Raw genomic sequence first — 23,504 nt, 5'->3', positions numbered from 1 at the left:
CGTGCAGGCGCCGAGGTCGTTACATCGTGGCTCCCAATTGCCATGGCACAAACTCGTTTTGGCCATAGCCGTGGATCTCGCTCTTGGTCTTTTGCCCGGACGCGGTTTCCAGGAAGCTGGCGAAGATGCGTGCGCCCATTTCTGCCACGGTACTGTCGCCGTCGATGATGCCGCCGCAATTGAGGTCTATGTCTTCCTGCTGGCGTTGCCACAGTGCCGTATTGGTGGATAGCTTCAGGGATGGTGCCGGTGCACAGCCGTAGGCGGAGCCGCGCCCTGTCGTGAAGCAGATCAGATTGGCGCCACCGGCGACTTGGCCTGTGGCACTGACCGGGTCGTAGCCTGGCGTGTCCATGAAGACCAATCCATGGGTCTTTACGGGTTGCGCATACTCCACGACGGCTTGCAAGTTGGTCGTGCCCCCTTTGGCGACCGCGCCCAGCGACTTTTCCAGTATGGTGGTCAGGCCGCCAACCTTATTGCCATGGGACGGGTTGTTGTCCATGGTTCCCTGTTGCGATGCGACATAGGCTTCCCACCATTGAATCCGCTTGAGCAATTGTTCACCAACTTCGGGCCGTGCGGCGCGCCGGGTCAGCAGATGTTCGGCGCCGTAGATTTCAGGGGTCTCGCTCAGGATGACGGTACCGCCATGGGCCACCAGCAGATCCGAGGCAAAACCCAGCGCTGGGTTGGCGCTGATACCAGAGTAGCCGTCGGATCCGCCGCATTGCAGCCCTACCGTCAAATGCTCCGCGCCGCAACGCACGCGGGTAACCGCATTGGCTTGAGGCAAGAAACTGCGCACGATATCTATGCCTTGCGCAACCGATTTGGCGGTGCCGCCGGTGTCCTGGATGTTGAAGGACTGGAACTGCGCCGAATGTGCCAAGCCACCGCTGGAGAGCAGGGCAGAAAGCTGGTTGGACTCGCAGCCCAATCCTATGATCAGCACCGCAGCAAAATTCGGGTGTACGCAATAGCCGTGCAGGGTGCGTTGCAAGATTTGCATGCCCAAGCCATCGCTGTCCATGGCGCAGCCGGTTCCATGGGTCAGGGCCACCACGCCATCTACCTGGGGGTAGTCGTGCAAGGGGCTGTCTGCTCGTGATAGCGCGAAATGGTCCGCAATGGCGCGTGCGACCGTCGCGGAGCAATTCACGCTGGACAGAATGCCGATGTAGTTGCGGGTGGCCACCGCGCCGTTTGCACGGCGTATGCCCATGAATTGCGCTTGGAGTGGCATGGAGGCAGGCTTGGCGTCGGCGCCAAACGCATAGTCGCGTTCAAAGTCACCCATGCCCAGGTTGTGGGTGTGCACATGCTCCCCCGCCGCAATGGCGCGGGTTGCGAAGCCGATGATCTGGTTGTAGCGGTGTACGGGTTCTCCCACGGCGCGGGCGCGCAACGCCACCTTATGCCCCGCAGGAATGATGCCTCGAACCGTCAGCCCCTCGACCTGAGCACCGCCTATGAGTTGCGTACGGCAGATCCCGACGTCGTCCGAAGGATGCAAAACAATCAGCTTGTTCACGGTTTGGCTCACAGTACAGCGCTCAGTGGCTTATTCAAACGCAACGCCCAAATAACTCTCGATCTTGCGTGCTGCAAACTCCAGCATCTCGGGTGTCAGCGAGGGTTGCACACCTATCCAGAAGGTGTTGTTCATGACATTGTCGGTGTTGGTCAGGTCACCGCTGACACGGTAGTTGGCGCCCACCATGTAGGGCTGGCGTGTCAGATTGCCGGCAAACAGTAGCCGAGTGCCCACCTTGTTTTGGTCCAGGTAGGTCAATAGATCAAGGCGCGAGACCGGGCAGTTGTCCTTCAGCGTGATCGGAAAGCCGAACCACGAAGGATCGGAGTGTTCGGTAGCCTGCGGCAGGTTGACGAATTCTTCGCAGTCTTTCAGCCGCTCCTTCAGGAATGCAAAGTTGGCCCGGCGCGCGCGGATGAAGGCCTCGGCCTTTTCCAGCTGTGCCAAGCCGCAAGCGGCCTGCATGTCGGTGATCTTGAGGTTGTAGCCCAGGTGGCTGTAGGTGTATTTGTGGTCGTAACCGTGCGGCAGGGTGCCCAATTGCCAGTCAAAACGCTTGCCGCAGGTGTTGTCCTTGCCGGGTGCACAATAGCAGTCGCGGCCCCAGTCGCGAAAGCTCTCGGCAATGCTTTTCAGCTCTTCATTGTTGGTGAACACCGCGCCGCCTTCGCCCATGGTGATGTGATGGGCCGGGTAGAAGCTCAGCGTGGCGATGTCGCCAAAGGTGCCAACCATCTGGCCGCGGTAGGTGCTGCCCAGCGCGTCGCAGCAGTCCTCGACCAGCCACAAGTTGTACTTCTTGCACAGCGCGGTGACCACGTCCAGATTGAATGGGTTGCCCAGCGAGTGGGCCAGCATGATGGCCTTGGTCTTGGGGCCAATGGCGGCTTCGATCTTGTCTGCGTCGATGTTGTGTGTCAGGCGGTCCACGTCCACAAAAACCGGCACCGCGCCAAACTGCAGGATGGGGTTAACGGTGGTCGGGAAACCGGCCGCCACGCCAATCACTTCATCACCCTTCTGGATGGCACGTGCCCCCAGTCGTGGCGAGGTCAGCGTGCTGAAGGCGACCAGATTGGCCGACGAACCGGAGTTGACGGTGATCAGGTACTTGACGCCAATGAAGGCCGCCAGTTTTTTCTCGAATTCGGTGTTGAAACGCCCGGTGGTCAGCCAGCCATCTAGCGAGGCCTCGACCATGTTCTTCAGTTCGGACGCATCGAGCAGCTTGCCGGATGGCGGCACGACAGTGGCCCCCGGTAGATACAGATCAGGGGCCAGCGCGATGCTTGCGTACTCTTCAACGAGCTTGGAAATCTGCTCTCGCAGGGCTTGGGTCTTGGCGTTTTGCATACAGGGAATTATTGCGCGGTCCAGGCCCCGGTGGGCGGGCTTGCCAAGGCCTGCGCTTGATAGGCGGCAATTTGTTGTTGGGTGATGCTGCGCATATCGGCCCCAGACTGGCGTGCCCGGGCCCAATCCACGATCAGGCCCAAGGCCTGGTCCAGGCGCAGGACGGGGTGCCAGTGCAGGCGATGGCCGGCTTTGGAAATATCAAGTTTCAGATAGGACGCTTCATGCGGGTGCTCCCCCGCATCGACTTGCCATGCCGCATCCTGCCCCCATCGTTGCGCGAGCTGGCGGACGATCCATTCGACCGGTCGCGCGTCGTCACTGTGCGGTCCAAAGTTCCAGCCTTCAGCAAAGCTTGGGCCGTCGGTGTAGAGGCGCTCGGCCAGGGTCAGGTAGCCGCGCAGCGGCTCCAGCACGTGTTGCCAGGGGCGGGTGGCGTGGGGGTTGCGGATGGGCACCTGCCGGCCGGCCTCAAAAGCCGCCAGGATGTCGGGGATCAGCCTATCCTTGGCCCAATCCCCGCCACCGATGACATTGCCGGCCCGCGCAGTGGCCAAGGCCACGCCGTGCTGTCCATGCTGGGCCGGATTGAAGAAGGACGAACGGTAGGCGGCGCTGACCAGTTCGGAGCAGCCCTTGCTATTGCTATAGGGGTCAAAGCCACCCATGGGTTCGTTTTCGCGATAGCCCCAGACCCACTCCTTGTTTTCGTAGCACTTGTCGGTGGTGACATTGACTACGGCCTTGACGCCCGGCGTTTGGCGCACAGCCTCCAACAGGTGTACGGTGCCCATGACGTTGGTGGCGTAGGTATCGACCGGTGTGTCGTAGGACAGTCGCACCAGGGATTGCGCCGCCATGTGGATGACGATTTCGGGCTGGGCGGCCTGCATGGCACGTATCAGTGCGGGCAAGTCACGCACATCGCCGTGCACCGATTGCATGTTCTGGCCGACCTGGGCCACATCAAACAGGCTAGGTTGTGTGGGCGCGGCCAGCGCAAAGCCGGTGACCTGGGCGCCCAGCTGCTGCAGCCACAGGGCCAGCCAACTGCCTTTGAACCCCGTATGGCCGGTCAGGAAAACGCGCTTTCCTGACCAGAAAGCAGGCTTCATTTCCAGACCTTCCACGGCGCTTTGCCGCTGGCCCACAGCTCCTCCAGCAAAATCTTGTCGCGCAAGGTGTCCATGGGCTGCCAGAACCCGGTGTGCTGGTAAGCCACCAATTGACCTTCACGGGCCAGGGTTTCCAGTGGTGCACGCTCCCAGATGGTTTCGTCACCTTCCAGGTATTGCAAGACGTCGGGTGAGAGCACAAAAAAACCGCCGTTGATCATGGCGCCGTCGCCCTGGGGTTTTTCCATGAATTGGCTGACTTTGTGGCCATTGAATTGCAAAGCGCCAAAGCGGCCTGGCGGCAGGGTCGCGGTTAAGGTCGCTTTTACGTTCTGCGCTTTGTGAAAGGCGATCAGTTCCGTGATATTCACATTGCTGACACCGTCGCCGTAGGTCAGGCAGAAGGCATCTTCGCCTTGGATGTGTTCGGCCACCCGCTTGAGGCGTCCGCCGGTCATCGTGCTCTCGCCGGTGTCCACCAGGGTCACACGCCAGGGTTCGGCGCTGCGCTGATGGACTTCCATGCTGTTTTTGCTCATATCGAACGTGACATCCGACATGTACAAAAAGTAGTTGGCGAAGTACTCCTTGATCTGGTAGCCCTTGTAGCCGCAGCAGATCACAAACTCATTGACCCCATGGGTCGAATAAATTTTCATGATGTGCCATAGGATGGGCTTACCACCGATTTCGACCATGGGCTTGGGTTTGGTGTCGGTTTCTTCGGAAATCCGGGTTCCAAAGCCCCCGGCAAAAATGACTGCCTTCATGGCGGATTTGCTTTCATGTCGTAGTGAATGCTATTGGATTGATAGCTTCTTGCGCATATTCTACGAGGGCTAGAGGCCTATTTGTCTAAAGTGGCTCGGCGCGGGAGGCTGCCGCGACAGGGATTAAACCTGCATATTCATGATGTCAGTGTAAGCCTGAACCATGCGGTTGCGAACATGCAGCGCAGCCTGGAACCCGATTTGCGCCTTCTGAATGGCGACCATGGTTTCTTCCAGGCTGACCTTGGGGTTTTCCATCTGCACTTCCTGCTGCAGGCGGGTGGCCTCGTTCTGCGCGGCGCTGACCGAGCCCAATGCGCCCTTCAAGGCTCCGGCAAAGCCGCCGCCCACCCCCTGGGTGCCTGCGGACGCGGCGGGGCGTGCGCCGGTGCTGGGGCGTACCGTCGTCGGCATGGTTACGGGGCTGAGCTTGAAATCCATGGTGGATCTCCGTGGTTGTTTTGGGGTGCCGCAATCCTATTCCCCGCCCCAGGGGGGCATTATTTTGAATTGGTGGGGAAAGCCGGTGCTTATTGCCCTAATGTTTTCGGAACCGGGTCGAATAATCAATCCCAGTCCTGCGACCAGCCTTGCCCCTTGCATCGGAAATCAAAATGTCTGTAGTTGCCACCGTTCCCGTCAACCCCACGCTGGCCCAGCGTTTGGCCGCGCTGGACCAAGGGCAGCGCCTGCGTCTGGCGCTTGGTATTGTGCTGTTTGTGACCATTGGCATTGTGGGCTTGGTCATGGGCCGCCAGGCGGAGTGGCGCGTCCTGTACTCCAATCTTTCCGACAAGGACGGCGGTGCCGTGATCGCCCAACTGAGCACGCTGAACGTGCCTTACAAGCATGGTGATGGCGGCGGCGCCATCCTGGTGCCTGCCGATCGGGTGCATGACACCCGCCTCAAGCTGGCATCGCTGGGTCTGCCCAAGGGTTCGGTCAATGGCTTCGAGATGATGGAGTCCAACCGCTTTGGCATGACGCAGTTTCAGGAGCGCCTGACCTTTCAGCGCGGTTTGGAGGGGGAGTTGACCCGGTCCATCCAGGCCTTGTCGTCCGTACAGAATGCCCGGGTGCACTTGGCGCTGCCCAATCAGAACGGTTTTTTCCGCGAGCAGCAAAAGCCATCGGCCTCTGTGCTGCTCAGCCTGCACCCAGGGCGCAACCTCGATCGCACCCAATTGGCCGGCATCATCCACCTGGTGGCTTCCAGCGTACCGGAGATGAGCCCTTCCGCCGTCAGCGTGCTGGATGACACAGGCAAATTGCTTTCCAGTGCATCCGACGGTTCTGCAGGCGCCCTGGGCGCGGACGCGGAGCAATTGCAGTATGTACGCCAGGTGGAGCAACAGTACAGTCAGCGGATTCTTGACATCCTGGAGCCCATCGTAGGCCGGAACAACGTCAAGGCGCAGGTGACGGCGGACCTGGATTTCTCGCAAACCGAGTCCACCACCGAGTCACACAAGCCCAATCAATCAGCCGACAGCAGCGCAATCCGCAGCCAGCAGGTCGTGGAAAGCACCAATGGCGCCAGCACCAGCCCGCCCTCAGGCGTGCCAGGCGCCACGACCAACCAGCCTCCGGGTGCTGCGTCCGCCCCTATCAATGGGGCCGCACAAAACCTGTCGGCCGGTGGCCAGTCAGCAGCCGGCGGTGGCGGCAAGCGCGAATCCATCACCAACTACGAAGTGGACAAGACCATCCGGGTGGTGAAAGGGGCGTCCGGCATTGTCAAGCGCATCAATGCCGCAGTCGTCGTCAACAACAGTACCGTAACCAACGACAAGGGCAAAGCCACCAGCACCCCGCTGACCGATGCCCAAATCGAGAAGATGACGGCCCTGGTGCGCGAAACTGTGGGTTTCAACAAGGACCGTGGCGACTCGGTGAACCTGGTGAACGCAGCCTTCGTTGCTGAAAAGATCGAAGTGCCGGACATTCCCATATGGCGCCAGCCTGAGGTGGTGGACCTGGCCCGCAGCTTCGCCTGGCCGCTGGGGACCCTATTGTTCGGCCTGTTGGTGTTGAGCGGTGTGATCCGTCCTGCCATCAAAGCCATGGGGACTGCGCCAGTGGCCGGTGCCACTGGCGGCACTATGGGTATGAACCAATTGGACGCTGTGGAATCAGATATGCCTGAGCGGCCGCAACTGAGTGGTCCCGGCTCTGCCAAGGAAGCGGAGCAGGTCACGGCCAGCGAAAAACAATTGGAGGATGCACGCCAGTTGACCCGCGACAACCCCGCGGCAGTGGCAAACATCATCAAAACGTGGATGAACGGCGAGGCACCGGCCTGACGGCCGAAGCACAATAACACCATGGCAACCACAGACGACGGTCTCCAAGATGCGGCAATTCTGATGATGTCTCTGGGCGAGGCAGAAGCATCGGAAGTGTTCAAGCACCTGTCTCCCAAAGAGGTGCAGAAGCTGGGCGAAGCGATTGCCAAGACCACGCAGATTACGCGCGAGCGGGTGGACGAGGTCGTCACCAAATTCACTGGTGTGGCTGCTTCGCAAAGCCTCTTGGTGTCCAATTCCGGCGACTACGTTCGCTCGGTGCTGAAGCTGGCGTTGGGCGACGACAAGGCAGCCCTGCTGATTGACCGTATCTTGCAGGGCGGCGACGTCTCGGGCATCGAGAGCCTGAAGTGGATGGATCCGCTGTCGGTAGCTGAATTGCTTCGCAACGAGCATCCGCAAATCGTGGCCGCCATCCTGGTGCACCTGGACTATGACCAGGCCGCCGACGTACTGAAAAACTTGACTGAGCGCCAACGCAACGAAGTCATGCTGCGCGTGGCCACCATGGAAGGCATCCAGCCCACGGCACTGAAAGACCTCAACGAAGTGCTGTTCAAGGTGTTGGCGGGCGGCGACAAGATCCGCAAGTCGTCTCTGGGCGGTATCAAGACAGCGGCGGAAATGATCAATCTGATGGGCACCGCCATCGAAGGCACCGTCATCGAGTCCATACGCAACCACGATGCCGACTTGGCCCAGAAGATCATGGACAAGATGTTCGTGTTCGACGATGTGCTCAAGCTGGACGACAAGGCCATCCAGATGGTGCTGAAGGAAGTGTCGTCCGATGTGCTGATCGTGGCCTTGAAGGGGGCTCAGCCGGAGTTGAAGGAAAAGATTCTGGCCAATATGTCGTCCCGCGCCGCCGCCACGCTGCGCGAGGACCTGGAATCCCGCGGGCCGATGCGCCTGTCCGAGGTGGAGGCGCAGCAGAAGGAAGTGCTCAAGATCGTGCGTCGCCTGGCCGACGAAGGCCAGATTGTCATTGGCGGTGGAGGTGGCGAAGACGCCATGATCTGATGACACGTAGCAACCAAAGCCGTTTTATTTCCAGCGCCGATATTGGGGCCGTCATCGGCTTTGACTTTGGTGCGGTGGACCAGGCATCGGTGGCTTTTGCGGCCAAGGTCAAAGCCCGCGAGGAGGCTGAGGAGCGCGTCCGCGACGATGCCGCCCGCCAGCTCGGCTTTGCCGACGGTTATGCACAGGGTCACGCCCAAGCCACGCTGGAAGGGCAGCGGCAGATCACCGAATACATTGAGATGCAAGGGCAGGATGCCGCCCGTCACTATTTGCAGTTGTTTGAATCCGCCAGCGCGCAGATCGCCGATTCGCAGCAAGTCATGGCCCAGGGGGTGCTGGAGCTGGCCTGTGAACTGGCGCGCCAGGTGCTGCGCCATGAATTGGCCAGCAACCCCAACGCCTTGCAGCCGGTGATCCGCGAAGCCCTGGGCATGCTGGCAGCCGACTCCAAGGCTGCTGTGGTGCGCTTGAATCCGCTGGATCTGGATGTGCTGGAAGACGTTTTGCGCCAAGAGTTTCCCAATCTTTCGTTGACGCTGTTGGCTGATTCCAGTATCACCCGCGGTGGCTGTCTGGTCGAGGCTGCCGGAACGGTGGTCGATGGGACGCTGGAAAAGCGCTGGAGCCGCACGGTCGCGAAGCTGGGCCTGGAATCGTCTTGGGAGGAGGCGCACCATGGAGACGACTGAAGCCAAGCTGGATTGGACGGAATACTTGCAGCGCGCACGCCACAGCGTAGAGCGTGACAGTGCTTTGGAGGTGCGGGGCACGCTGACCCGTTTGACGGGTCTGGTGCTGGAGGCCCGCGGCATACAGGTGCCAGTAGGCTCTCAGTGCGTGGTGTCCATGAAGGCACGCACGCCAGTTCTGGCGGAAGTGGTTGGATTTGCTGGTGACAGGGCTTTTCTGATGCCAGCCGGTGACGTGCACGGCCTGTCCAGTGGCGCTGGCGTGGCGCCCGCTGCCGCCTATATTCCTGTGCCGCGCTTGGGAGAAGCTTCAACCCCGGCATCGGTCTTTGACGCTGGCATGCTGCGGTTGCCCTTGGGCAATGGCTTGCTGGGCCGCGTCGTGGATGCGCAGGGCCAGCCCATGGATCGCCAAGGCCCGATCACCGAGGTGGTGTCCAAACCCCTGGACCGCAAACCCATCAATGCCATGGACCGTGCTCCGGTGCGCCAGCCACTGGATACCGGTGTGCGGGCGATCAATGCGCTGTTGACGGTGGGCCGCGGCCAGCGTATTGGGTTGTTTGCCGGCTCTGGCGTTGGCAAGAGTGTGTTGCTGGGCATGATGGCCCGCTACACGGAAGCCGATGTCATCGTAGTCGGACTGATTGGTGAACGGGGCCGCGAAGTCAAGGAATTCATTGAAGACATCCTGGGGGCCGAGGGACGCTCTCGTTCGGTCGTCGTGGCCGCCCCGGCCGATGCGCCACCGTTGCTGCGTCTGCAAGGGGCGTCCTACGCCACGGCCATTGCCGAAAGTTTCAGAGACCAAGGGCTGCACGTGCTGCTGTTGATGGATTCGCTGACCCGCTATGCCATGGCCCAGCGCGAAATCGCCTTGGCCATTGGCGAGCCGCCTGCCACCAAAGGCTATCCGCCGTCATGCTTTGCAAAGCTCCCCCAGTTGGTTGAGCGCAGTGGTAACGGGCTGCAGGGCGTTGGCTCCATCACCGCGTTCTATACGGTGTTGACCGAGGGCGACGACCAGCAGGACCCCATCGCCGACGCGGCGCGGGCCATTTTGGATGGTCACATCGTGTTGTCACGACCGTTGGCAGAATCTGGTCACTACCCTGCTATCGACGTGGAGCAGTCGGCCTCGCGCGTGATGCATAACGTCGTGTCGCGTGAGCACTTCGAGCTGGCGAGGCGTTTCCGGGCCATTTATGCGAAGTTTGAACGGGGTCGCGACCTTGTGCAGATCGGCGCTTATGCGCAGGGCTCCGATCCGGCCTTGGACGAGGCCATTGCGCTGCATGACGGCATGAGTCGGTTCCTACAGCAAGACATGTACGAGGCGGCGCCTGCGGAGCATGTGCTGGACGAATTATTTGCCGCTACGAACTCGGGCACGGTGGGTGCATGAAGCCGAACAAGCCAAAGAGACCACCATGTCCGCATTGAAAAGCGTTTTGCTGGCCATTGAGCATGCGACCCTGAATCGGGACGCCATGGCGAAGGCCGTCGCGCGGGTGGAGCGCGGTTTGGACTATGCCCGCTCACAAATGGCGCAGCTACAAGGCTATGCCGCAGACACTGACACCCGCTGGACCGGGACGGCCATGCGCGGTGTTTCTGCCGAACTGATGCGCCACCAATACCAGTTCATGGACCGCTTGCAGCAAGCGATCACCATGCAGACAGGCGTGCTGGCCCAATCCGAAGCGCAATTGGAGCAGGCCAAGGCCCAACTGCTGCAAGCCGAGTTTCGCTTGATGGGTTTGAAGCAGATTTTGGAAGCCCGCCAAGCCGAGTTGTCGCGAACCCAAAAAAGGCGTCAGCAGCGCCATACCGATGAATTTGCAGCCATGCAGCATGCCCGCAATCGGACACTGCCTATGAGTGGAGAAAAACATGAGCATTGAAACCAGTTCTACACAGAACACTTCTCGCCCTGCCGCGACCGAATCCAAGCACCCCAAAGGGGCTGCGGGCCATACCCATGGGCATGGGGTAGGGGGTGCGGGGGGCTTCATGGCGGTTTTGGCGTCACTGGACGCATCGGATCTGGCTGTTTCTGCAGCGGGCACTTTGGCCGATGCTGGCCAGCCCGGAGCCGGTTCGGCTGCCGCTACCCTGGCCGCCCTGGCACGGTCGACTGGCGCCGCGAAAGGCGCGCGTAAACCGGGTGCAGGGGAGTTGATGGATGTGGACAAGACCACTGACGCGGCGTCCGATGGCGACGCCAGCGCAGACGCCGCCCTTGGCAAACTCTTGCAGGCCGGCGCTGCCGATGTGACCGTTGCACTGGCATCGACTGTCGATGCCGCAATGCCCACTGACATGTCGCTGGATGCCTCCGCATTGTTGGCGCAGGCAGCCCAATGGTCCACCACGCCAACCCCAAACGCCGAGCAAACCGGTGCAGGTGCTATTGCCGGCGTTGCCAATGGTTCTGCGGGGCGGGGCAAACCCATGGACCTGCAGGCCAAGCCCGAAGCTGCAACACTGATGGCCTCGCTCGGCGACGCTGCCACGGAGTTGGCGGGCAAAGCCTCCAAAGCGCAAAAGGACGTGTTGGCACGGTTGGCATCGGCGCAAGCCGCACTCGCTGCACCCGCCGAGGCAACGACCCAAGCGGCAGACACTCGCCAGACGCAGCTTTTACAAAAGCTGACCACGGAGGCACCGCTGTCGCCGGTCGCTACCGCTTTGGCTGCGGTCAATACAGTGGTAACTGCGCGCCGTGAGGACGGTGCCCGGGAGCGTCCAACGCTGCGCACGCATGCAACGGAGAGCCCAGCGGTCGGCCAGTCTTACCTGCCGTCGGCCTCCAATGGTTTGTCACCCGGCGCGCCAGAGCCGGTGACCTCTACGGACACCTATGTGGCGGAGAAGGTCGCGTATTGGATTTCTAATGACGTCCAAAATGCGGAAATGAAGCTGGATGGCATTGGCGACAAGCCCGTGGAGGTCAGCATCCGTATGCAGGGAAACGAGGCCCATGTTGCTTTCCGTTCCGATGAGTTGCAGGCGCGGGCTGCTTTGGAAAACGCCAGTCTGCATTTAAAGGATATGTTGCAGCGCGAAGGCTTGGTGCTTTCGGGTGTGTCGGTGGGCACAGCAGGCACCGGTTCCCGTGACTCCGGAGACCCCGATCGGAAGTCGCGCCAAGGTGCGCGACAGTCCGGTGTGGCTTCGGTACAACCCGCGCGTCTGGAGCGCACGGGCGGTGGGCGCGTTGCGGGTGGGGCACTCGATCTCTTTGTGTAAGGATTGGGAATGTGTCACCATCAAGGCCAAAACCGGACGAACTAATAAGGAGCAAATGTGGCAGCCAAACCTGATGCGGACGACGGCGATGGCAAGGCGCCCGCCAAAAGCAAGAAACTGCTGATCATCATCGTTGCGGCGGCGCTGGTATTGGCGCTGGGGGGCGGGGGAGCGTTTTTCTATATCAGCAAGCAGCGCGCAGCTGCAGAAGAAGGGGAAGAGGCCAGTCCGGCCAAGTCGGCTGCCCACGCCGCCCCCAAAACCCCGCCTGCCTATTTGCCGTTGGAGAACATGGTGGTGAATTTGGCGGATCCGGGTGGCGAGCGGGTTGCGCAGGTCGGTGTTACCCTCGAAGTGACCGACGCCCATGCTGTAGACACTGTCAAACTATTTCTGCCCACTATACGCAGCGGCGTGCTGATGCTGATATCGCAAAGGACGGCCGAGCAACTGCTGTCCGCAGAAGGCAAGCAAAAGCTGGCCAAGGATATTTTGCGGGAAACCGCCAAACCCTTTGGGGGCGGTGATGACGATGACGATGAGCACGCTGAAGAGGCTCCCCCCAAGAAGAAGAAAAAGGCCACCGCGAAGAAGGCTGCACATGCGGAGTTCCCGGTTGTGGGCGTGTTGTTCTCCAGTTTTATTGTTCAATAGCGGTCTCACAGGTATCTATATATGAGTGAATCGTTTCTTTCGCAGGAAGAGGTAGATGCCCTTCTCGAAGGCGTCACTGGCGAAAGCCAGAAGACGGTCGAAGAGGCGGCTGAGCACGGAGAGGTCCGTACCTACAACATTTCCAGCCAGGAAAGAATTGTTCGTGGGCGCATGCCCACCATGGAAATCGTCAATGAGCGGTTCACCCGCAATCTGCGGGTTGGCTTGTTCAATTTCATACGCCGAAGCCCGGAAATTTCGGTCGGCCCGGTCACTGTGCAGCGCTATAGCGCTTTTTTGCGTGAATTGGCGGTGCCCACCAACTTCAATATTGTGGCCATCCGCCCCCTGCGCGGCAGTGGCTTGATCGTTTGCGAGCCGGCCCTGGTGTTTGGCGTGATCGACACCCTGTATGGCGGCATAGGTAAGTTTCAGACCCGCATTGAGGGGCGCGACTTTTCTGCGACCGAGCAGCGGGTTATCAACCGTTTGGTGGATGTGATCACGGCTGAGTACAAAAAGGCCTGGAAGGGCATATATCCCTTGGAGCTGGATTACCAGCGTTCCGAGATGCAGCCGCAGTTTGCGAACATTGCAACGCCCAGCGAAATCGTCATTTCGACGTCGTTCCAACTTGAAATTGGTGACATTACCGGCGCCATTCACTTCTGCTTCCCCTATTCCACACTGGAGCCTATCCGGGATGTGCTGTACTCATCGACTCAGGGCGACTCGATTGAGGTAGACCGGCGCTGGGTCAATCTGTTGACCCGGGAAATTCAGGCGGCGGAGATTACGCTGGTGGCGGAGTTGGCGCGTGCCGATGCGACGATTGAGCAATTGCTGGCTATGAAGAAGGGCGATTTCATCGAATTGGATAGGCAGCCCAAGATTCAGGCCTCTGTCGATGGCGTGCCCGTTTTTGAATGCCAGTACGGCACCCACAATTCCAAATACGCCATTCGCATCGACAAGGCCTTGCGGGGCAATGACCAAAACTGGTTAGGAGAAAGTAATGGCATCTGAAGACAAACCTGACGAAGCGGCTGCCGATGACGGCATGGCCGACTGGGCGGAAGCCCTGCTGGAGCAAAAGGCGACCGAGCCAAGCGCGAGTGAATCACAGGGCGGGGTATTGGCCGGAGAGGCCCCCAAGCCATTCTCGTCCATGACGGGCGGAGGCGACGCCCCGGTGCACGACATCAATATGGTGTTGGACATTCCGGTGCAACTGTCGGTGGAGTTGGGGCGGACCAAGGTGCCGATCAAACACATTCTGCAATTGGGTCAGGGGTCGGTCGTCGAGCTGGATGCTTTGGCTGGCGAACCCATGGATGTATTGGTGAATGGCTATCTGATTGCCCAGGGTGAGGTGGTCGTGGTCAACGACAAATTTGGTATCCGCTTGACGGACGTGGTTACGCCATCAGAGCGCCTGCGTCGGGTCAGTAAGAGTTGACGGGGCGCGATGACACAGTCTTGGCTATTGGTTGGTGCTTTCCTGGCGGTACTGGTGTGTCTGCCGTCAGCCTTGAAGTGGGTTAAACAGCGCTACCCTGGCCGCTATGCCGACGGGAATGGGCAGTTGCGTTTTATCTCTGCGCTGGCCGTAGGCCCGCAGCAACGCGTGGTCACAGTGGAGGTGGGGCCTGAGGGCAAGCGGGTATGGCTCACTTTGGGGATCACGGGACAAGCCATTTCTTGCCTCCACAGCATTGACGTTGAGGCTTCGGAGCGTCGCGACGCGGGGGCGGCGATGATCGTCCGCGCCGATTCAGGAGATAAGCTTTGAATCGCCACGCACACATCGGCAAGTCATTGTTGGGGCTGGCGCTGGTCACTCTGCACGGTACGGTTGCGGCACAGACATCGGGGCAACTGCCCCTGCTGGTGGGAACCGGTGGCTCCAATATGAGTTTTTCCGTGCCGATCCAGACGCTGCTGTTCTTCACGGCATTGTCTTTCCTGCCCGCGGTTCTACTGATGATGACCGGCTTCACCCGGATTGTCATTGTGCTATCGCTGTTGCGCCAAGCCTTAGGAACGCAGTCATCGCCTCCCAATCAAGTCATTGTGGGGCTTTCTTTGTTCTTGACTTTCTTTGTGATGGGGCCGACCCTGGACCGTGTGTACGCCGATGCTTATGTTCCTTTGACCAAGAATACGATTACCTTCGAGCAAGCCCTGGAAAGAGGAGAGGCTCCGATTCGCAGTTTCATGGTGAAACAGACACGGCAGTCGGATTTCGCTCTGTTCGCCAAATTGGCGAAATTGGCGCCGGGTGTCAAAGCCGATACGGCGCCCATGCGGGTTTTGGTACCTTCCTTCGTGATCAGCGAGCTGAAGTCAGCGTTTCAGATCGGCTTCATGATCTTTATTCCATTCCTGGTTATCGATATCGTGGTGGCGAGTGTGCTGATGTCCCTGGGCATGATGATGTTGTCGCCTGTATTGGTGGCGCTGCCCTTCAAATTGATGCTGTTTGTGTTGGCTGACGGTTGGAATCTATTGATTGGTTCGCTGGCGGCTAGCTTTGTGACCTGATGTTGACGAGGGCTCGGCTATGAACGCGCAAATGGTCTTGACGATGGGGCAAGATGCTTTACTGATGCTGCTGATGGTGTCTGCCCCCGTTTTGGGAACAGCCCTGGTGGTAGGGCTGTTGGTCAGTTTGTTCCAGGCGGTGACCCAGATCCACGAGGCGACCTTGGCCTTTGTGCCCAAGCTGATTGCCGTGATCGCAGTGTTTGCAATCGCCGGCCCCTGGATGCTGACCATGCTGGTTGAGTACATCCGGCGAACCATAGAGGCCATACCAGGGGCGGTGGCTTGATGGTCGGTAGCCCGTGATCTCTATTACAGAGGCGCAGCTTGCTGCCTGGGTGTCGCCCATTTTTTGGCCGTTTCTGCGTACCTTGGCGGTATTCACTGCCGCTCCGGTTTTCTCTTCGCGGGCGATTCCCCTGCGCGCCAAAGTTGCGCTGGCTTTTTTTGTTGCGCTGGCCGCCCAAGCCAGTCTGCCCAATTTGCCGCCCATAGGCTTCAACGACCCTATGGCGTTGGGCGTTGTGGTCCAGCAGGTCGGGGTGGGGCTGGCAATCGGCTTTGCTGTGCGAGTGGTCTTTGCCGCAGTGGAGCTGGCGGGGGAGGTGGTGGGGTTTCAGATGGGGCTCAATTTCGCGGCCTTCTTTGACCCGACGATTGGCGCGCAATCCAGTGCGGTAGCCCGTTTTTTTGGCCAAATGACGTCATTGCTTTTCCTTGCACTGAACGGGCATTTGATGGTCTTGTTTGCCATTACCCGAAGCTTCCAGTCATTTCCGGTAGACCAGAATTTCCTGGAAACGCTGTCCCATATGAAGCTGCAACGCCTGGGCACAGACCTCTTTGCCAGTGCGCTGTGGATTGCCCTGCCGATGGTGGGCTTGCTGATGTTCGCCAATCTTGCCTTGGGCATTGTGTCCAGGGTGGCCCCGCAGATGAACATCTTTGCCGTCGGCTTTCCGATTACTTTGGCAGTGGGCTTGATCGGCATTGCGCTGACTTTGCCTATGCTGGATCAGCCCTTCATGGTGCTGTTGGAGCGGTCCATAGACGTCTTTTCGGCCAGCAATTGACGAATATCAGACCAGCTCGTTGCGGATGGCGTACACCGCAAGCTCGGCATTGTTGGACAGTTTTAGCTTTTCCAGCAAGCGCGCGCGGTAGACGCTGACGGTTTTGGGGCTGAGCATCAATTCTTCGGCGATGTCAGAGAGCCTTTTGCCAGAGGCGATTTTTAGCAAAGTCTGCAACTCCCTCTCGGACAAAGTAGCATGCAAAGACACTGGGCTGGGCGAAGCCAGGTTGTCCACCAGCATTTCCGAAATCTCTGGTGTGACGTATTTGCGACCTTTGGCCAGAGCGCGCACTGCGGGAACCAATTGACCAGGATCTCCGGCCTTGTTCAGATAGCCATCTGCGCCAGCGCGTAAGCATCGGATGGCGTATTGGTCCTCGGCGAACATTGATACGATCAACACTTTGACAGGGGAACTCTCTTCACGCAGGCTGGCCAGCACGTCCAATCCCCCTCTGCCCGGCAAATTCAGATCCAGGATCAGGACATCGCACAGCGTTGCGCGCATCAAGGCTCTGACTTCTGAGTAGCTGCCAGCCTCGCCAACAACCTGTATATCCACCGCCTCCGCCAACGTGTCTCGGATGCCGCGGCGAACCATAGCGTGGTCATCGCAAAGAATCACCTTAATCATTTGAACTGCGCCTCTGGGGCAAGTTTTGCGGATGCCGTCAACGGTACTGACAGTATCACGGAAGTACCAGTCCCTTGCTTGGTGCTGATATCCAACCAACCACCTACGGTTTTTGCGCGTTCGTGAAGGCCGCGAATGCCAAACGCATTGGGTTTGAGCATCTCTGGCTCAGCAATCCCGATACCGTTGTCGCTGATTTCCATGGTCAGGAAGTCCTCCGCATCGGAAATCTCGATTTGAACCAGGCTGCAGCGGGCATACTTTGAAATATTGGTCAACGCTTCTTGCGCCGTGCGGTAGGCGGTAAGTTGAACCGGTTTTTCGGGGCATAGATTTTCGTTGTTGGCACGCAAAATGGTTTTAATACCGGTGCGGCGCTCGAAACCGGACGCCAGCCATTGCACAGCCGCGAATAATCCTTGGTCCAAAATGGAAGGCCTCAGACTCATCATGATGCGCTGGCTAGCTCCTAGTGCATGTTGGATCATGTCTGTGGCCGCTTGGACGTGAGCTTGCATGGCCGGTTCTGTTCCATGGCGGGCGATCCAGGCTAGATCGAGGTTGGCGGCTGCGAGTGAGCCCCCGATATCGTCATGGATTTCGCGGGAGATCGCCGCCCTCTCTCGCTCAATGGCTGTTTGGAGGTAGCCCGTCAATTCTGACAGGCGCTTTTCGGATAAGGCTAGCTCCTGGTCCGACTTCTCCTTTGCCTGATGGGTTCTATGTACCTCCATGGTGCGCAAAATCACGCGCTCTAGACGGCTCAGATCGTCTTTGTGCAAATAGTCGCTGATGCCCAGGTGGATAGCGGCTACCGCTGCAGCTTCGCCAATTGCACTGGACAGCAGTATGGCAGGAGGCCTGCCACTGCTTTGTGGAAGCGCCGTCCACGCGTCCACTGCAGTGAAGCCGGGCAAACGGTAGTCAGCAAGTATCAAGTCGTAGCTACCCGATGCAGCTAGTTCCGAGAACGCAAGTAACGTATCAACACGGGTGATGGCATAGGGGAGCGTTGCTGTATCAAGCGCCCGGCAGACCAGGCGATGGTCTTGTACCGAATCTTCCAAATGGAGAATACGCAACGGAGTAGCTGCAGGGCGAGTGTCCATTTTCTTGGGTGCGGTGGTGTTCGATTATGGGTCACGCGAGAGAGGCTGAGCAAGCCATTGCCGCGCGTATATTGTCGTACGAGATAGCAAAAGTTCCCCAACGCTACTGTTTCCTGCTAATCTAGTAGCATGTGACGTATCGGCTACAAAAAACGGAGTTGGGGCCGATGCGGAGTCTGGTTAATTAGGACATATGACAATGCAGCCATCATTGACAACGCCTACTGTCCCCGCTGTGCAGATGCCGGTCATGCTCGTCGCCGAAGTACAGGACTCTTTGCTGGTGGTGGTGCATGACCTGAGCAGACTCGACGGCCTACTTGCGCACACCATGGAAAACCTTATGGAGCGCTTCACCAGCGCAAGCGCGAACTTAGCCACCCCCGAATTGATGAACTCGAAGGAACTAGACGATGTGCGCAGTACGCTGCGCGCGGCGGTGACAGAGTTGCAGTTCCAGGATATGGCCTCGCAGTTGATCATCCATACCTCTAAGATTCTGCAAGGATGCGCCTACCGTTTGGCGTCAGAATCCATGGGCGTCGAAGATGGGGAGGCAGTGCCTTTTGTGGAGGAGGTGCCGGAGCGCCCCAACCCCGTGACACAAGACGAAATGGATGCGGGCTCTATTGAGCTTTTTTGAGTTTTTTATACCCATAACACCTCACTGAAACAGTCGGAGCTTCAAATGCCTTTAATTCTCGCCGTTGATGATTCACCCTCCATGCGCAAGATGGTGTCGTTTACTTTGACTGGTGCCGGGTACCAGGTGGTAGAGGCGGTCGACGGTCAGGATGCCTATGAAAAAGCGCAGTCCCAATCCTTTGACTTGGTGCTGACCGATCAGAACATGCCCCGTTTGGATGGATTGGGTCTGACTCGCAAGTTGCGGGATCATCCACAATTCAAGACCACTCCGATTTTGATGTTGACTACCGAGTCCAGCGACTTGATGAAGCAGGCTGGCCGGGCCGCGGGTGCAACGGGCTGGTTGGTCAAGCCGTTTGATCCGGCAAGGCTTTTGGACGTTATCAAAAAGGTCATCCGCTGATTCCGATCATCATTAGATGCGTGGCGTGATCCATAAAAAAGAATAGGAGATTGGCATGTCTGAAGCCCATCAAGACAGCGGCGGGAATGGTGATTTTGATCTAACGCAGTTCTACCAAATCTTCTTTGAAGAGGCCGGTGAGAACCTGGACCAAATGGAGCAGATGCTGCTCAATTTGAATCTGGAAACTGCTGACGATGAGGTGCTGAACGGAATTTTCCGTTGTGCGCACTCGGTCAAAGGGGGGGCGGCCACCTTCGGCTTTGCGGACGTTGCCGAACTAACCCATCAAATGGAGTCATTGTTAGACAAGCTGCGTCGGCACGAACTGCATCCCAACGCAACGATGGTGGATGTATTGCTGGAATCGGCAGATGCGTCCAGGAGCTTGCTGGCTCGGCACCAAGCAGGGGGCGAGGGGGAGGCGACGCCCACAGGTGATTTGGTTCGTCGCATCAGTGAGTTGGCCGCCGGAAAGACCATTGCGGTGTCGGCATCCACACCTCCGGCACCCCGAGTCGAGGCCGCCAAAGCGCCGACGGCGCCTGCAGCTAGCAAAACTAAGACAACCCGCTCGCTGGAAATACGCATAGGGCCATTGGAGCGCCCCGAGCAAGCCGACGCGGTGCAAGAGCTGTTTAGAGACATTCCTGGGTTGGGTGAAATCGCTTCGCTACCCTCTGACGCCAAAAACACGCGTTTTTTTGCGGTTGAGACTGCGTCCACGGACGACGACTTGCTGGACCTATTCGCGTTCCATGTTTCACGAGACTATATTCAGATTAAGGCGATAGAGGCTAGCGGTGCAAGCGCTGAGGAAGCGGCGGGTTCTGAAACCGCGGCAGTGAGCAGTGATGATCCGCCGCCGGGGGCTCCGTTGGCCGCCTTTCCTGGTTTTGGCTTTTTCGATGGTGCGCCTGGTGCGCCGCCTGCGGCAACTGCGGGTGATACCAAAGTGGCGTCTAAGGCACCAGTAGCGAAGTCAGCTGCCGCAAATGCCGCGGCTCAACCAGAGGCTGCAACAATCCGTGTTGCCATCAGCAAGGTAGATCAGTTGATCAACTTGGTCGGTGAATTGGTGATCACGCAGGCGATGCTGGCGCAAAATAGCCGCGCATTAGACCCTGCGGTATACCAGCAACTGCTATCGGGTTTGGCCGATTTGGACCGAAACACGCGTGACTTGCAAGAGTCCGTCATGTCGATTCGCATGATCCCCATGTCCATCGTGTTTAGCAGGTTCCCGCGGATGTTGCGTGATTTGGCGAGTAAGTTGGGCAAGAAGGTGGACTTTGTGACACAAGGGGAAGCCACGGAGTTGGACAAAGGCTTGGTCGAAAAAATCACAGATCCGTTGACCCATTTGGTCCGCAACAGCTGCGATCATGGCGTGGAGTCTCCAGCCGAACGGCTGGCAGCTGGTAAACCCGAGACCGGAACCATCACCTTGTCTGCGTCTCACCAAGGTGGCTCCATCGTTATTGAAGTGCGAGATGACGGGAAGGGGATGTCACGTCAACGGATACTGACAAAGGCCAGAGAGAGGGGCTTGGATGTTTCGGACCAAATGTCGGACCAAGAGGTTTGGCAGTTGATCTTCGCTCCCGGATTTTCAACGGCTGAGGTCGTGACCGATGTGTCGGGGCGCGGCGTTGGCATGGATGTTGTCAAGAAGAATATCGCAGCGCTCAATGGCACGGTGGAAATTGACTCCGCTGAAGGCTATGGGATGAAGGTCTCGGTTCGCTTGCCGCTGACGCTGGCCATTATGGATGGCATGTCCGTAGGGGTCGGCGGAGAGGTTTATATCCTCCCACTGTCTTCCGTTGTGGAATCCTTCCAGGTAAAGGCGGATGCGGTGAGTACGGTTGGACAAGGCTCTCAATTGGTTAAGGTGCGAGATGAATACATGCCCGTGATCGAGCTTGAGAAAATATTTCAGATCCCGCGGTTCGACTTCGAAAAAACTTGCGACATCATGGTCGTTGTTGAAGCGGATGGTAGTCGGGTGGCATTGCTGGTGGACGAACTGCTGGGGCAGCAGCAAGTGGTTGTTAAGAATCTGGAGTCCAACTACCGGAAGGTTCCCAACGTCTCTGGTGCAACCATCTTGGGTGACGGCAAGGTAGCGCTGATTTTGGATACAGGTGCCCTGGTGCGCCGTTCGCGGCATTGATGCCTAGGTCTAGAAGGAGGGCAATATGGGTGCAATGGAAAAAGTAGACGACCTAACATCTTCCGAAGCCAGGGAATATCTGACGTTTCGCCTGGATCAAGAAGAGTACGGGATCGACATTCTGAAGGTCCAGGAAATTCGTGGTTATGAACCACCGACACGGGTAGCAAACGCACCGAACTTCATCAAAGGCGTCGTGAATTTGCGCGGCACGATTGTGCCCATCGTCGACATGCGGTTGAAATTCAACTGCTCTAAGGCAGAGTACAACTCCTTCACAGTCGTCATTATTTTGAACCTGAGGCACCGTATCGTGGGGATCGTCGTTGATTCCGTAAGTGATGTCATGGAGTTGCCTCCAGAGAGTTTGAAGTCCGCGCCGGATATCGATAGCGTGATTGATAGTGCGGCGGTTCTGGGGCTGGGCTCCTTGGGTGACCGCATGCTGATTTTGCTAGATATCGAACGTCTTATGTCCGCGCCAGATATGGGGCTGGTGGGGGCTGAGTGACGGTCTTGTGTATTGTCGAGTTGCGCCAGATGGGGATACGGCAATAGTTTGGCGCGGCGTGTCGTTGGAAATTGTCTGAAACGGAAGTGAATGTGAGCTCGTCAGTCGGAGTGCAAGGTCGTGAATTCGCTTGGACGGATGCGGACTTTGATCGGGTTCAGGCGATGATTTACAAGCGGGCGGGCATTAGTTTGCATGACGGCAAGCACGCGATGGTGTACAGCCGTCTCTCGAGGCGACTCCGCGAAACCGGACACCAAAGCTTCCGAGATTACCTAGGGTGGTTGGAGTCTGCCGAGAGTCCGGAGTGGCAAGAGTTCATTAATGCGCTAACGACAAATTTGACGTCTTTTTTCCGTGAGCACCACCATTTTGAGATTTTTGCGGATCTTTTGAAATCAAAGCCAGTGGGGACTCCTTGGCGAGTTTGGTGCAGCGCCGCGTCGACCGGTGAGGAGCCGTATTCAATCGTCATGACTGCGCTGGAAGCTCTGGGGCAGAATCCGAAATTTTCTTTGCTCGCAAGTGATATCGACTCCAAAGTATTGGCGTCTGCTGCCCAGGGGGTGTACCGTTTGGATGGCATGAAGGGGATAGACCACAGTCGGATGCAACGCTTTTTCTTGAGAGGTAAGGGCGGAAACGACGGTATGGTGCGAGTCAAGCCGGAGTTGTCCCGGATGATTGAGTTCTTGATGGTAAACCTGATCAGGGACGATTGGCCGTTCAAGGAGCCGTTCGACGTTGTTTTTTGTCGGAATGTAATGATCTACTTTGATGCTGAAACCCAGCGCAGGGTGCTTGAGCGTATTTATAAGGTCATGAAGCCGGGAGCCTTGCTCTTTGTTGGACATGCTGAGAATTTCAGCGACTCCCGTGATTTGTTCGTGCTGAAGGGAAAGACGGTATACGAAAGACGCTAATGCGCCCTTGAATATGAATTGATTGAGGGAGCCTTGGCTGGTTTAGTTTCACTGATAACAAGGTTTACATGAATCTGCCCCAATACAGTGTTGAGTCGTCCGTGGGAAGAGCCTTGGGGGCAAATGCCGCTCCGGCCACCAAAATTCTTGCTAATGGGCGCGTGTCACGGGTTGATCAGCTCAAGGCCCAGTCGCGTAAGCCGGGGGAGGCATCCTTCTTCTATGCCGATCATCACTTCCAATACGATGCCGTGAAGGTATTGCCTGGTGAGTACTTCGTTTCTAACGAGGACCTGGTTGTGATGACAGTGTTGGGGTCTTGTATTGCAGCCTGCATCTGGGATGGCAAGGCGCGGACCGGAGGGATGAACCATTTCATGTTGCCCGATGGTGATGGTGGCGAGGGATCGGGGCGCTATGGCTCCTTTGCCATGGAGTTGTTAATTAATGAGATGTTCAAGCTTGGTGCCAGACGGGAAAGCATGCAGGCCAAGATATTCGGTGGGGCTCAGGTCATGGCAGGGTTCACGACCATGAATGTGGGTGAGCGCAATACCCAGTTCGTCCTCGACTATCTGTCCACAGAACGAATTCCTGTCGTATCGCAGGACGTATTGGACATTCATCCGCGTAAAGTGTGTTTTTTTCCGGTGACCGGCAAGGCCTTGGTTAAGAGATTAGCCCATTCGCATCCCGAGACGCTGGCGGTCGAAGAGCGCCGCGGCAATGCTGCCAGCGTGGCCAAGTCCAACGCAGGTGGATCTGTCGATCTGTTTTGA

Annotated in this window: 26 protein-coding genes; 19 read left to right on the top strand and 7 right to left on the bottom strand. The window is 58.1% G+C overall.

Annotation, left to right across the window (positions count from 1 at the left end; genetic code table 11):
• Positions 1–19: 19 nt before the first annotated feature.
• The 5 genes from AC07OO_RS13155 to fliE form a co-directional block, all read right to left on the bottom strand.
• Entirely contained in the window at positions 20–1,534 is a 1,515-nt protein-coding gene (locus AC07OO_RS13155; protein ID WP_495082551.1) for a UxaA family hydrolase, read from the bottom strand.
• A gap of 30 nt (positions 1,535–1,564) precedes the next feature.
• A complete protein-coding gene (gene rfbH / locus AC07OO_RS13150; protein WP_495082550.1) occupies positions 1,565–2,890 on the bottom strand; it encodes a lipopolysaccharide biosynthesis protein RfbH in 1,326 nt (441 codons plus the stop codon).
• An 8-nt stretch (positions 2,891–2,898) separates the two neighbouring features.
• Complete coding sequence (gene rfbG, locus AC07OO_RS13145) at positions 2,899–4,005, bottom strand: CDP-glucose 4,6-dehydratase (RefSeq protein WP_495082549.1); 1,107 nt, start codon at positions 4,003–4,005, stop codon at positions 2,899–2,901.
• Positions 4,002–4,775 carry a glucose-1-phosphate cytidylyltransferase gene (rfbF, locus tag AC07OO_RS13140; RefSeq protein WP_495082548.1) on the bottom strand — a complete coding sequence of 258 codons (774 nt, stop codon included), beginning with the start codon at positions 4,773–4,775 and terminating at the stop codon, positions 4,002–4,004. Before rfbF ends, rfbG begins: the two co-directional genes overlap by 4 nt.
• A 123-nt stretch (positions 4,776–4,898) precedes the next feature.
• A complete protein-coding gene (gene fliE / locus AC07OO_RS13135) occupies positions 4,899–5,216 on the bottom strand; it encodes a flagellar hook-basal body complex protein FliE (RefSeq protein ID WP_495082547.1) in 318 nt (105 codons plus the stop codon).
• 173 nt (positions 5,217–5,389) lie between these two features.
• Here fliE and fliF point away from each other — a divergent pair, with 173 nt between their 5' ends.
• Genes fliF through fliR form a run of 13 tightly spaced genes read left to right on the top strand, consistent with a single transcriptional unit; the run spans position 5,390 to position 16,319 of the window.
• Positions 5,390–7,078 carry a flagellar basal-body MS-ring/collar protein FliF gene (fliF, locus tag AC07OO_RS13130; protein WP_495082546.1) on the top strand — a complete coding sequence of 563 codons (1,689 nt, stop codon included), beginning with the start codon at positions 5,390–5,392 and terminating at the stop codon, positions 7,076–7,078.
• 21 nt (positions 7,079–7,099) lie between these two features.
• A complete protein-coding gene (gene fliG / locus AC07OO_RS13125; protein ID WP_495082545.1) occupies positions 7,100–8,104 on the top strand; it encodes a flagellar motor switch protein FliG in 1,005 nt (334 codons plus the stop codon).
• On the top strand, positions 8,104–8,796 hold the full coding sequence (locus tag AC07OO_RS13120; protein ID WP_495082544.1) for a FliH/SctL family protein: 693 nt from the start codon (positions 8,104–8,106) through the stop codon (positions 8,794–8,796). The genes fliG and AC07OO_RS13120 overlap by 1 nt, the downstream gene beginning before the upstream one ends.
• Complete coding sequence (gene fliI, locus AC07OO_RS13115; RefSeq protein WP_495082543.1) at positions 8,783–10,201, top strand: flagellar protein export ATPase FliI; 1,419 nt, start codon at positions 8,783–8,785, stop codon at positions 10,199–10,201. Before AC07OO_RS13120 ends, fliI begins: the two co-directional genes overlap by 14 nt.
• Before the next feature lie 25 nt (positions 10,202–10,226).
• Positions 10,227–10,700, top strand: coding sequence for a flagellar export protein FliJ (fliJ, locus tag AC07OO_RS13110; RefSeq protein ID WP_495082542.1), 474 nt, complete (start codon positions 10,227–10,229; stop codon positions 10,698–10,700).
• Positions 10,690–12,048, top strand: coding sequence for a flagellar hook-length control protein FliK (locus tag AC07OO_RS13105; protein ID WP_495082541.1), 1,359 nt, complete (start codon positions 10,690–10,692; stop codon positions 12,046–12,048). The genes fliJ and AC07OO_RS13105 overlap by 11 nt, the downstream gene beginning before the upstream one ends.
• Positions 12,049–12,105: 57 nt before the next feature.
• A complete protein-coding gene (locus AC07OO_RS13100; RefSeq protein WP_495082540.1) occupies positions 12,106–12,702 on the top strand; it encodes a flagellar basal body-associated FliL family protein in 597 nt (198 codons plus the stop codon).
• A gap of 21 nt (positions 12,703–12,723) precedes the next feature.
• A complete protein-coding gene (fliM, locus tag AC07OO_RS13095) occupies positions 12,724–13,728 on the top strand; it encodes a flagellar motor switch protein FliM (RefSeq protein ID WP_495082539.1) in 1,005 nt (334 codons plus the stop codon).
• A complete protein-coding gene (gene fliN, locus AC07OO_RS13090) occupies positions 13,718–14,161 on the top strand; it encodes a flagellar motor switch protein FliN (RefSeq protein ID WP_495082538.1) in 444 nt (147 codons plus the stop codon). The genes fliM and fliN overlap by 11 nt, the downstream gene beginning before the upstream one ends.
• Before the next feature lie 9 nt (positions 14,162–14,170).
• A complete protein-coding gene (locus tag AC07OO_RS13085) occupies positions 14,171–14,494 on the top strand; it encodes a FliO/MopB family protein (protein WP_495082537.1) in 324 nt (107 codons plus the stop codon).
• 26 nt (positions 14,495–14,520) lie between these two features.
• Positions 14,521–15,246 carry a flagellar type III secretion system pore protein FliP gene (fliP, locus tag AC07OO_RS13080; protein WP_495083344.1) on the top strand — a complete coding sequence of 242 codons (726 nt, stop codon included), beginning with the start codon at positions 14,521–14,523 and terminating at the stop codon, positions 15,244–15,246.
• A 19-nt stretch (positions 15,247–15,265) separates the two neighbouring features.
• Positions 15,266–15,535: a flagellar biosynthesis protein FliQ gene (fliQ, locus tag AC07OO_RS13075; RefSeq protein WP_495082536.1), complete on the top strand. Its 270-nt coding sequence runs from the start codon at positions 15,266–15,268 to the stop codon at positions 15,533–15,535.
• A 13-nt stretch (positions 15,536–15,548) separates the two neighbouring features.
• Complete coding sequence (gene fliR / locus AC07OO_RS13070) at positions 15,549–16,319, top strand: flagellar biosynthetic protein FliR (protein WP_495082535.1); 771 nt, start codon at positions 15,549–15,551, stop codon at positions 16,317–16,319.
• A 6-nt stretch (positions 16,320–16,325) separates the two neighbouring features.
• On the opposite strand, the gene AC07OO_RS13065 is transcribed toward fliR, so the two are convergent.
• On the bottom strand, positions 16,326–16,955 hold the full coding sequence (locus tag AC07OO_RS13065; RefSeq protein WP_495082534.1) for a response regulator: 630 nt from the start codon (positions 16,953–16,955) through the stop codon (positions 16,326–16,328).
• The gene (locus AC07OO_RS13060; protein WP_495082533.1) at positions 16,952–18,064 is read right to left on the bottom strand and encodes an ATP-binding response regulator; all 1,113 of its coding nucleotides are present in this window, start codon (positions 18,062–18,064) and stop codon (positions 16,952–16,954) included. Before AC07OO_RS13060 ends, AC07OO_RS13065 begins: the two co-directional genes overlap by 4 nt.
• A gap of 199 nt (positions 18,065–18,263) precedes the next feature.
• On the opposite strand from AC07OO_RS13060, the gene AC07OO_RS13055 reads away from it, so the two are divergent.
• From AC07OO_RS13055 to cheD, 6 genes are all read left to right on the top strand, one after another.
• On the top strand, positions 18,264–18,707 hold the full coding sequence (locus AC07OO_RS13055) for a hypothetical protein (RefSeq protein ID WP_495082532.1): 444 nt from the start codon (positions 18,264–18,266) through the stop codon (positions 18,705–18,707).
• A gap of 45 nt (positions 18,708–18,752) precedes the next feature.
• Entirely contained in the window at positions 18,753–19,115 is a 363-nt protein-coding gene (locus AC07OO_RS13050) for a response regulator (RefSeq protein WP_209397797.1), read from the top strand.
• Between the two features lie 55 nt (positions 19,116–19,170).
• Positions 19,171–21,291, top strand: coding sequence for a chemotaxis protein CheW (locus tag AC07OO_RS13045; protein WP_495082531.1), 2,121 nt, complete (start codon positions 19,171–19,173; stop codon positions 21,289–21,291).
• A 25-nt stretch (positions 21,292–21,316) separates the two neighbouring features.
• Positions 21,317–21,802: a chemotaxis protein CheW gene (locus tag AC07OO_RS13040; RefSeq protein WP_495082530.1), complete on the top strand. Its 486-nt coding sequence runs from the start codon at positions 21,317–21,319 to the stop codon at positions 21,800–21,802.
• Positions 21,803–21,894: 92 nt separating this feature from the next.
• Positions 21,895–22,725 (top strand): CheR family methyltransferase, encoded by an 831-nt coding sequence (locus tag AC07OO_RS13035; RefSeq protein ID WP_495082529.1) that lies wholly within the window; start codon positions 21,895–21,897, stop codon positions 22,723–22,725.
• 68 nt (positions 22,726–22,793) lie between these two features.
• Entirely contained in the window at positions 22,794–23,504 is a 711-nt protein-coding gene (gene cheD / locus AC07OO_RS13030) for a chemoreceptor glutamine deamidase CheD (RefSeq protein WP_495082528.1), read from the top strand.

This window comes from Rhodoferax sp. GW821-FHT07G04 (assembly GCF_059418585.1).
Note: the sequence above shows the minus strand (reverse complement) of the source record. Positions and strands in the feature narration are given on the sequence as shown.

Excerpts from the sequence above, each read along its gene's own strand:
- fliI (WP_495082543.1), top strand. The coding sequence starts at position 8,783 with ATGGAGACGACTGAAGCCAAGCTGGATTGGACGGAATACTTGCAGCGC.
- AC07OO_RS13055 (WP_495082532.1), top strand. The coding sequence starts at position 18,264 with ATGCAGCCATCATTGACAACGCCTACTGTCCCCGCTGTGCAGATGCCG.
- fliN (WP_495082538.1), top strand. The coding sequence starts at position 13,718 with ATGGCATCTGAAGACAAACCTGACGAAGCGGCTGCCGATGACGGCATG.
- AC07OO_RS13105 (WP_495082541.1), top strand. The coding sequence starts at position 10,690 with ATGAGCATTGAAACCAGTTCTACACAGAACACTTCTCGCCCTGCCGCG.
- AC07OO_RS13040 (WP_495082530.1), top strand. The coding sequence starts at position 21,317 with ATGGGTGCAATGGAAAAAGTAGACGACCTAACATCTTCCGAAGCCAGG.
- AC07OO_RS13120 (WP_495082544.1), top strand. The coding sequence starts at position 8,104 with ATGACACGTAGCAACCAAAGCCGTTTTATTTCCAGCGCCGATATTGGG.
- fliF (WP_495082546.1), top strand. The coding sequence starts at position 5,390 with ATGTCTGTAGTTGCCACCGTTCCCGTCAACCCCACGCTGGCCCAGCGT.
- AC07OO_RS13050 (WP_209397797.1), top strand. The coding sequence starts at position 18,753 with ATGCCTTTAATTCTCGCCGTTGATGATTCACCCTCCATGCGCAAGATG.
- AC07OO_RS13060 (WP_495082533.1), bottom strand. The coding sequence starts at position 18,064 with ATGGACACTCGCCCTGCAGCTACTCCGTTGCGTATTCTCCATTTGGAA.
- fliM (WP_495082539.1), top strand. The coding sequence starts at position 12,724 with ATGAGTGAATCGTTTCTTTCGCAGGAAGAGGTAGATGCCCTTCTCGAA.
- fliJ (WP_495082542.1), top strand. The coding sequence starts at position 10,227 with ATGTCCGCATTGAAAAGCGTTTTGCTGGCCATTGAGCATGCGACCCTG.
- AC07OO_RS13045 (WP_495082531.1), top strand. The coding sequence starts at position 19,171 with ATGTCTGAAGCCCATCAAGACAGCGGCGGGAATGGTGATTTTGATCTA.
- cheD (WP_495082528.1), top strand. The coding sequence starts at position 22,794 with ATGAATCTGCCCCAATACAGTGTTGAGTCGTCCGTGGGAAGAGCCTTG.
- fliE (WP_495082547.1), bottom strand. The coding sequence starts at position 5,216 with ATGGATTTCAAGCTCAGCCCCGTAACCATGCCGACGACGGTACGCCCC.
- rfbG (WP_495082549.1), bottom strand. The coding sequence starts at position 4,005 with ATGAAGCCTGCTTTCTGGTCAGGAAAGCGCGTTTTCCTGACCGGCCAT.
- AC07OO_RS13085 (WP_495082537.1), top strand. The coding sequence starts at position 14,171 with ATGACACAGTCTTGGCTATTGGTTGGTGCTTTCCTGGCGGTACTGGTG.
- fliG (WP_495082545.1), top strand. The coding sequence starts at position 7,100 with ATGGCAACCACAGACGACGGTCTCCAAGATGCGGCAATTCTGATGATG.
- fliQ (WP_495082536.1), top strand. The coding sequence starts at position 15,266 with ATGAACGCGCAAATGGTCTTGACGATGGGGCAAGATGCTTTACTGATG.
- AC07OO_RS13065 (WP_495082534.1), bottom strand. The coding sequence starts at position 16,955 with ATGATTAAGGTGATTCTTTGCGATGACCACGCTATGGTTCGCCGCGGC.
- rfbF (WP_495082548.1), bottom strand. The coding sequence starts at position 4,775 with ATGAAGGCAGTCATTTTTGCCGGGGGCTTTGGAACCCGGATTTCCGAA.
- rfbH (WP_495082550.1), bottom strand. The coding sequence starts at position 2,890 with ATGCAAAACGCCAAGACCCAAGCCCTGCGAGAGCAGATTTCCAAGCTC.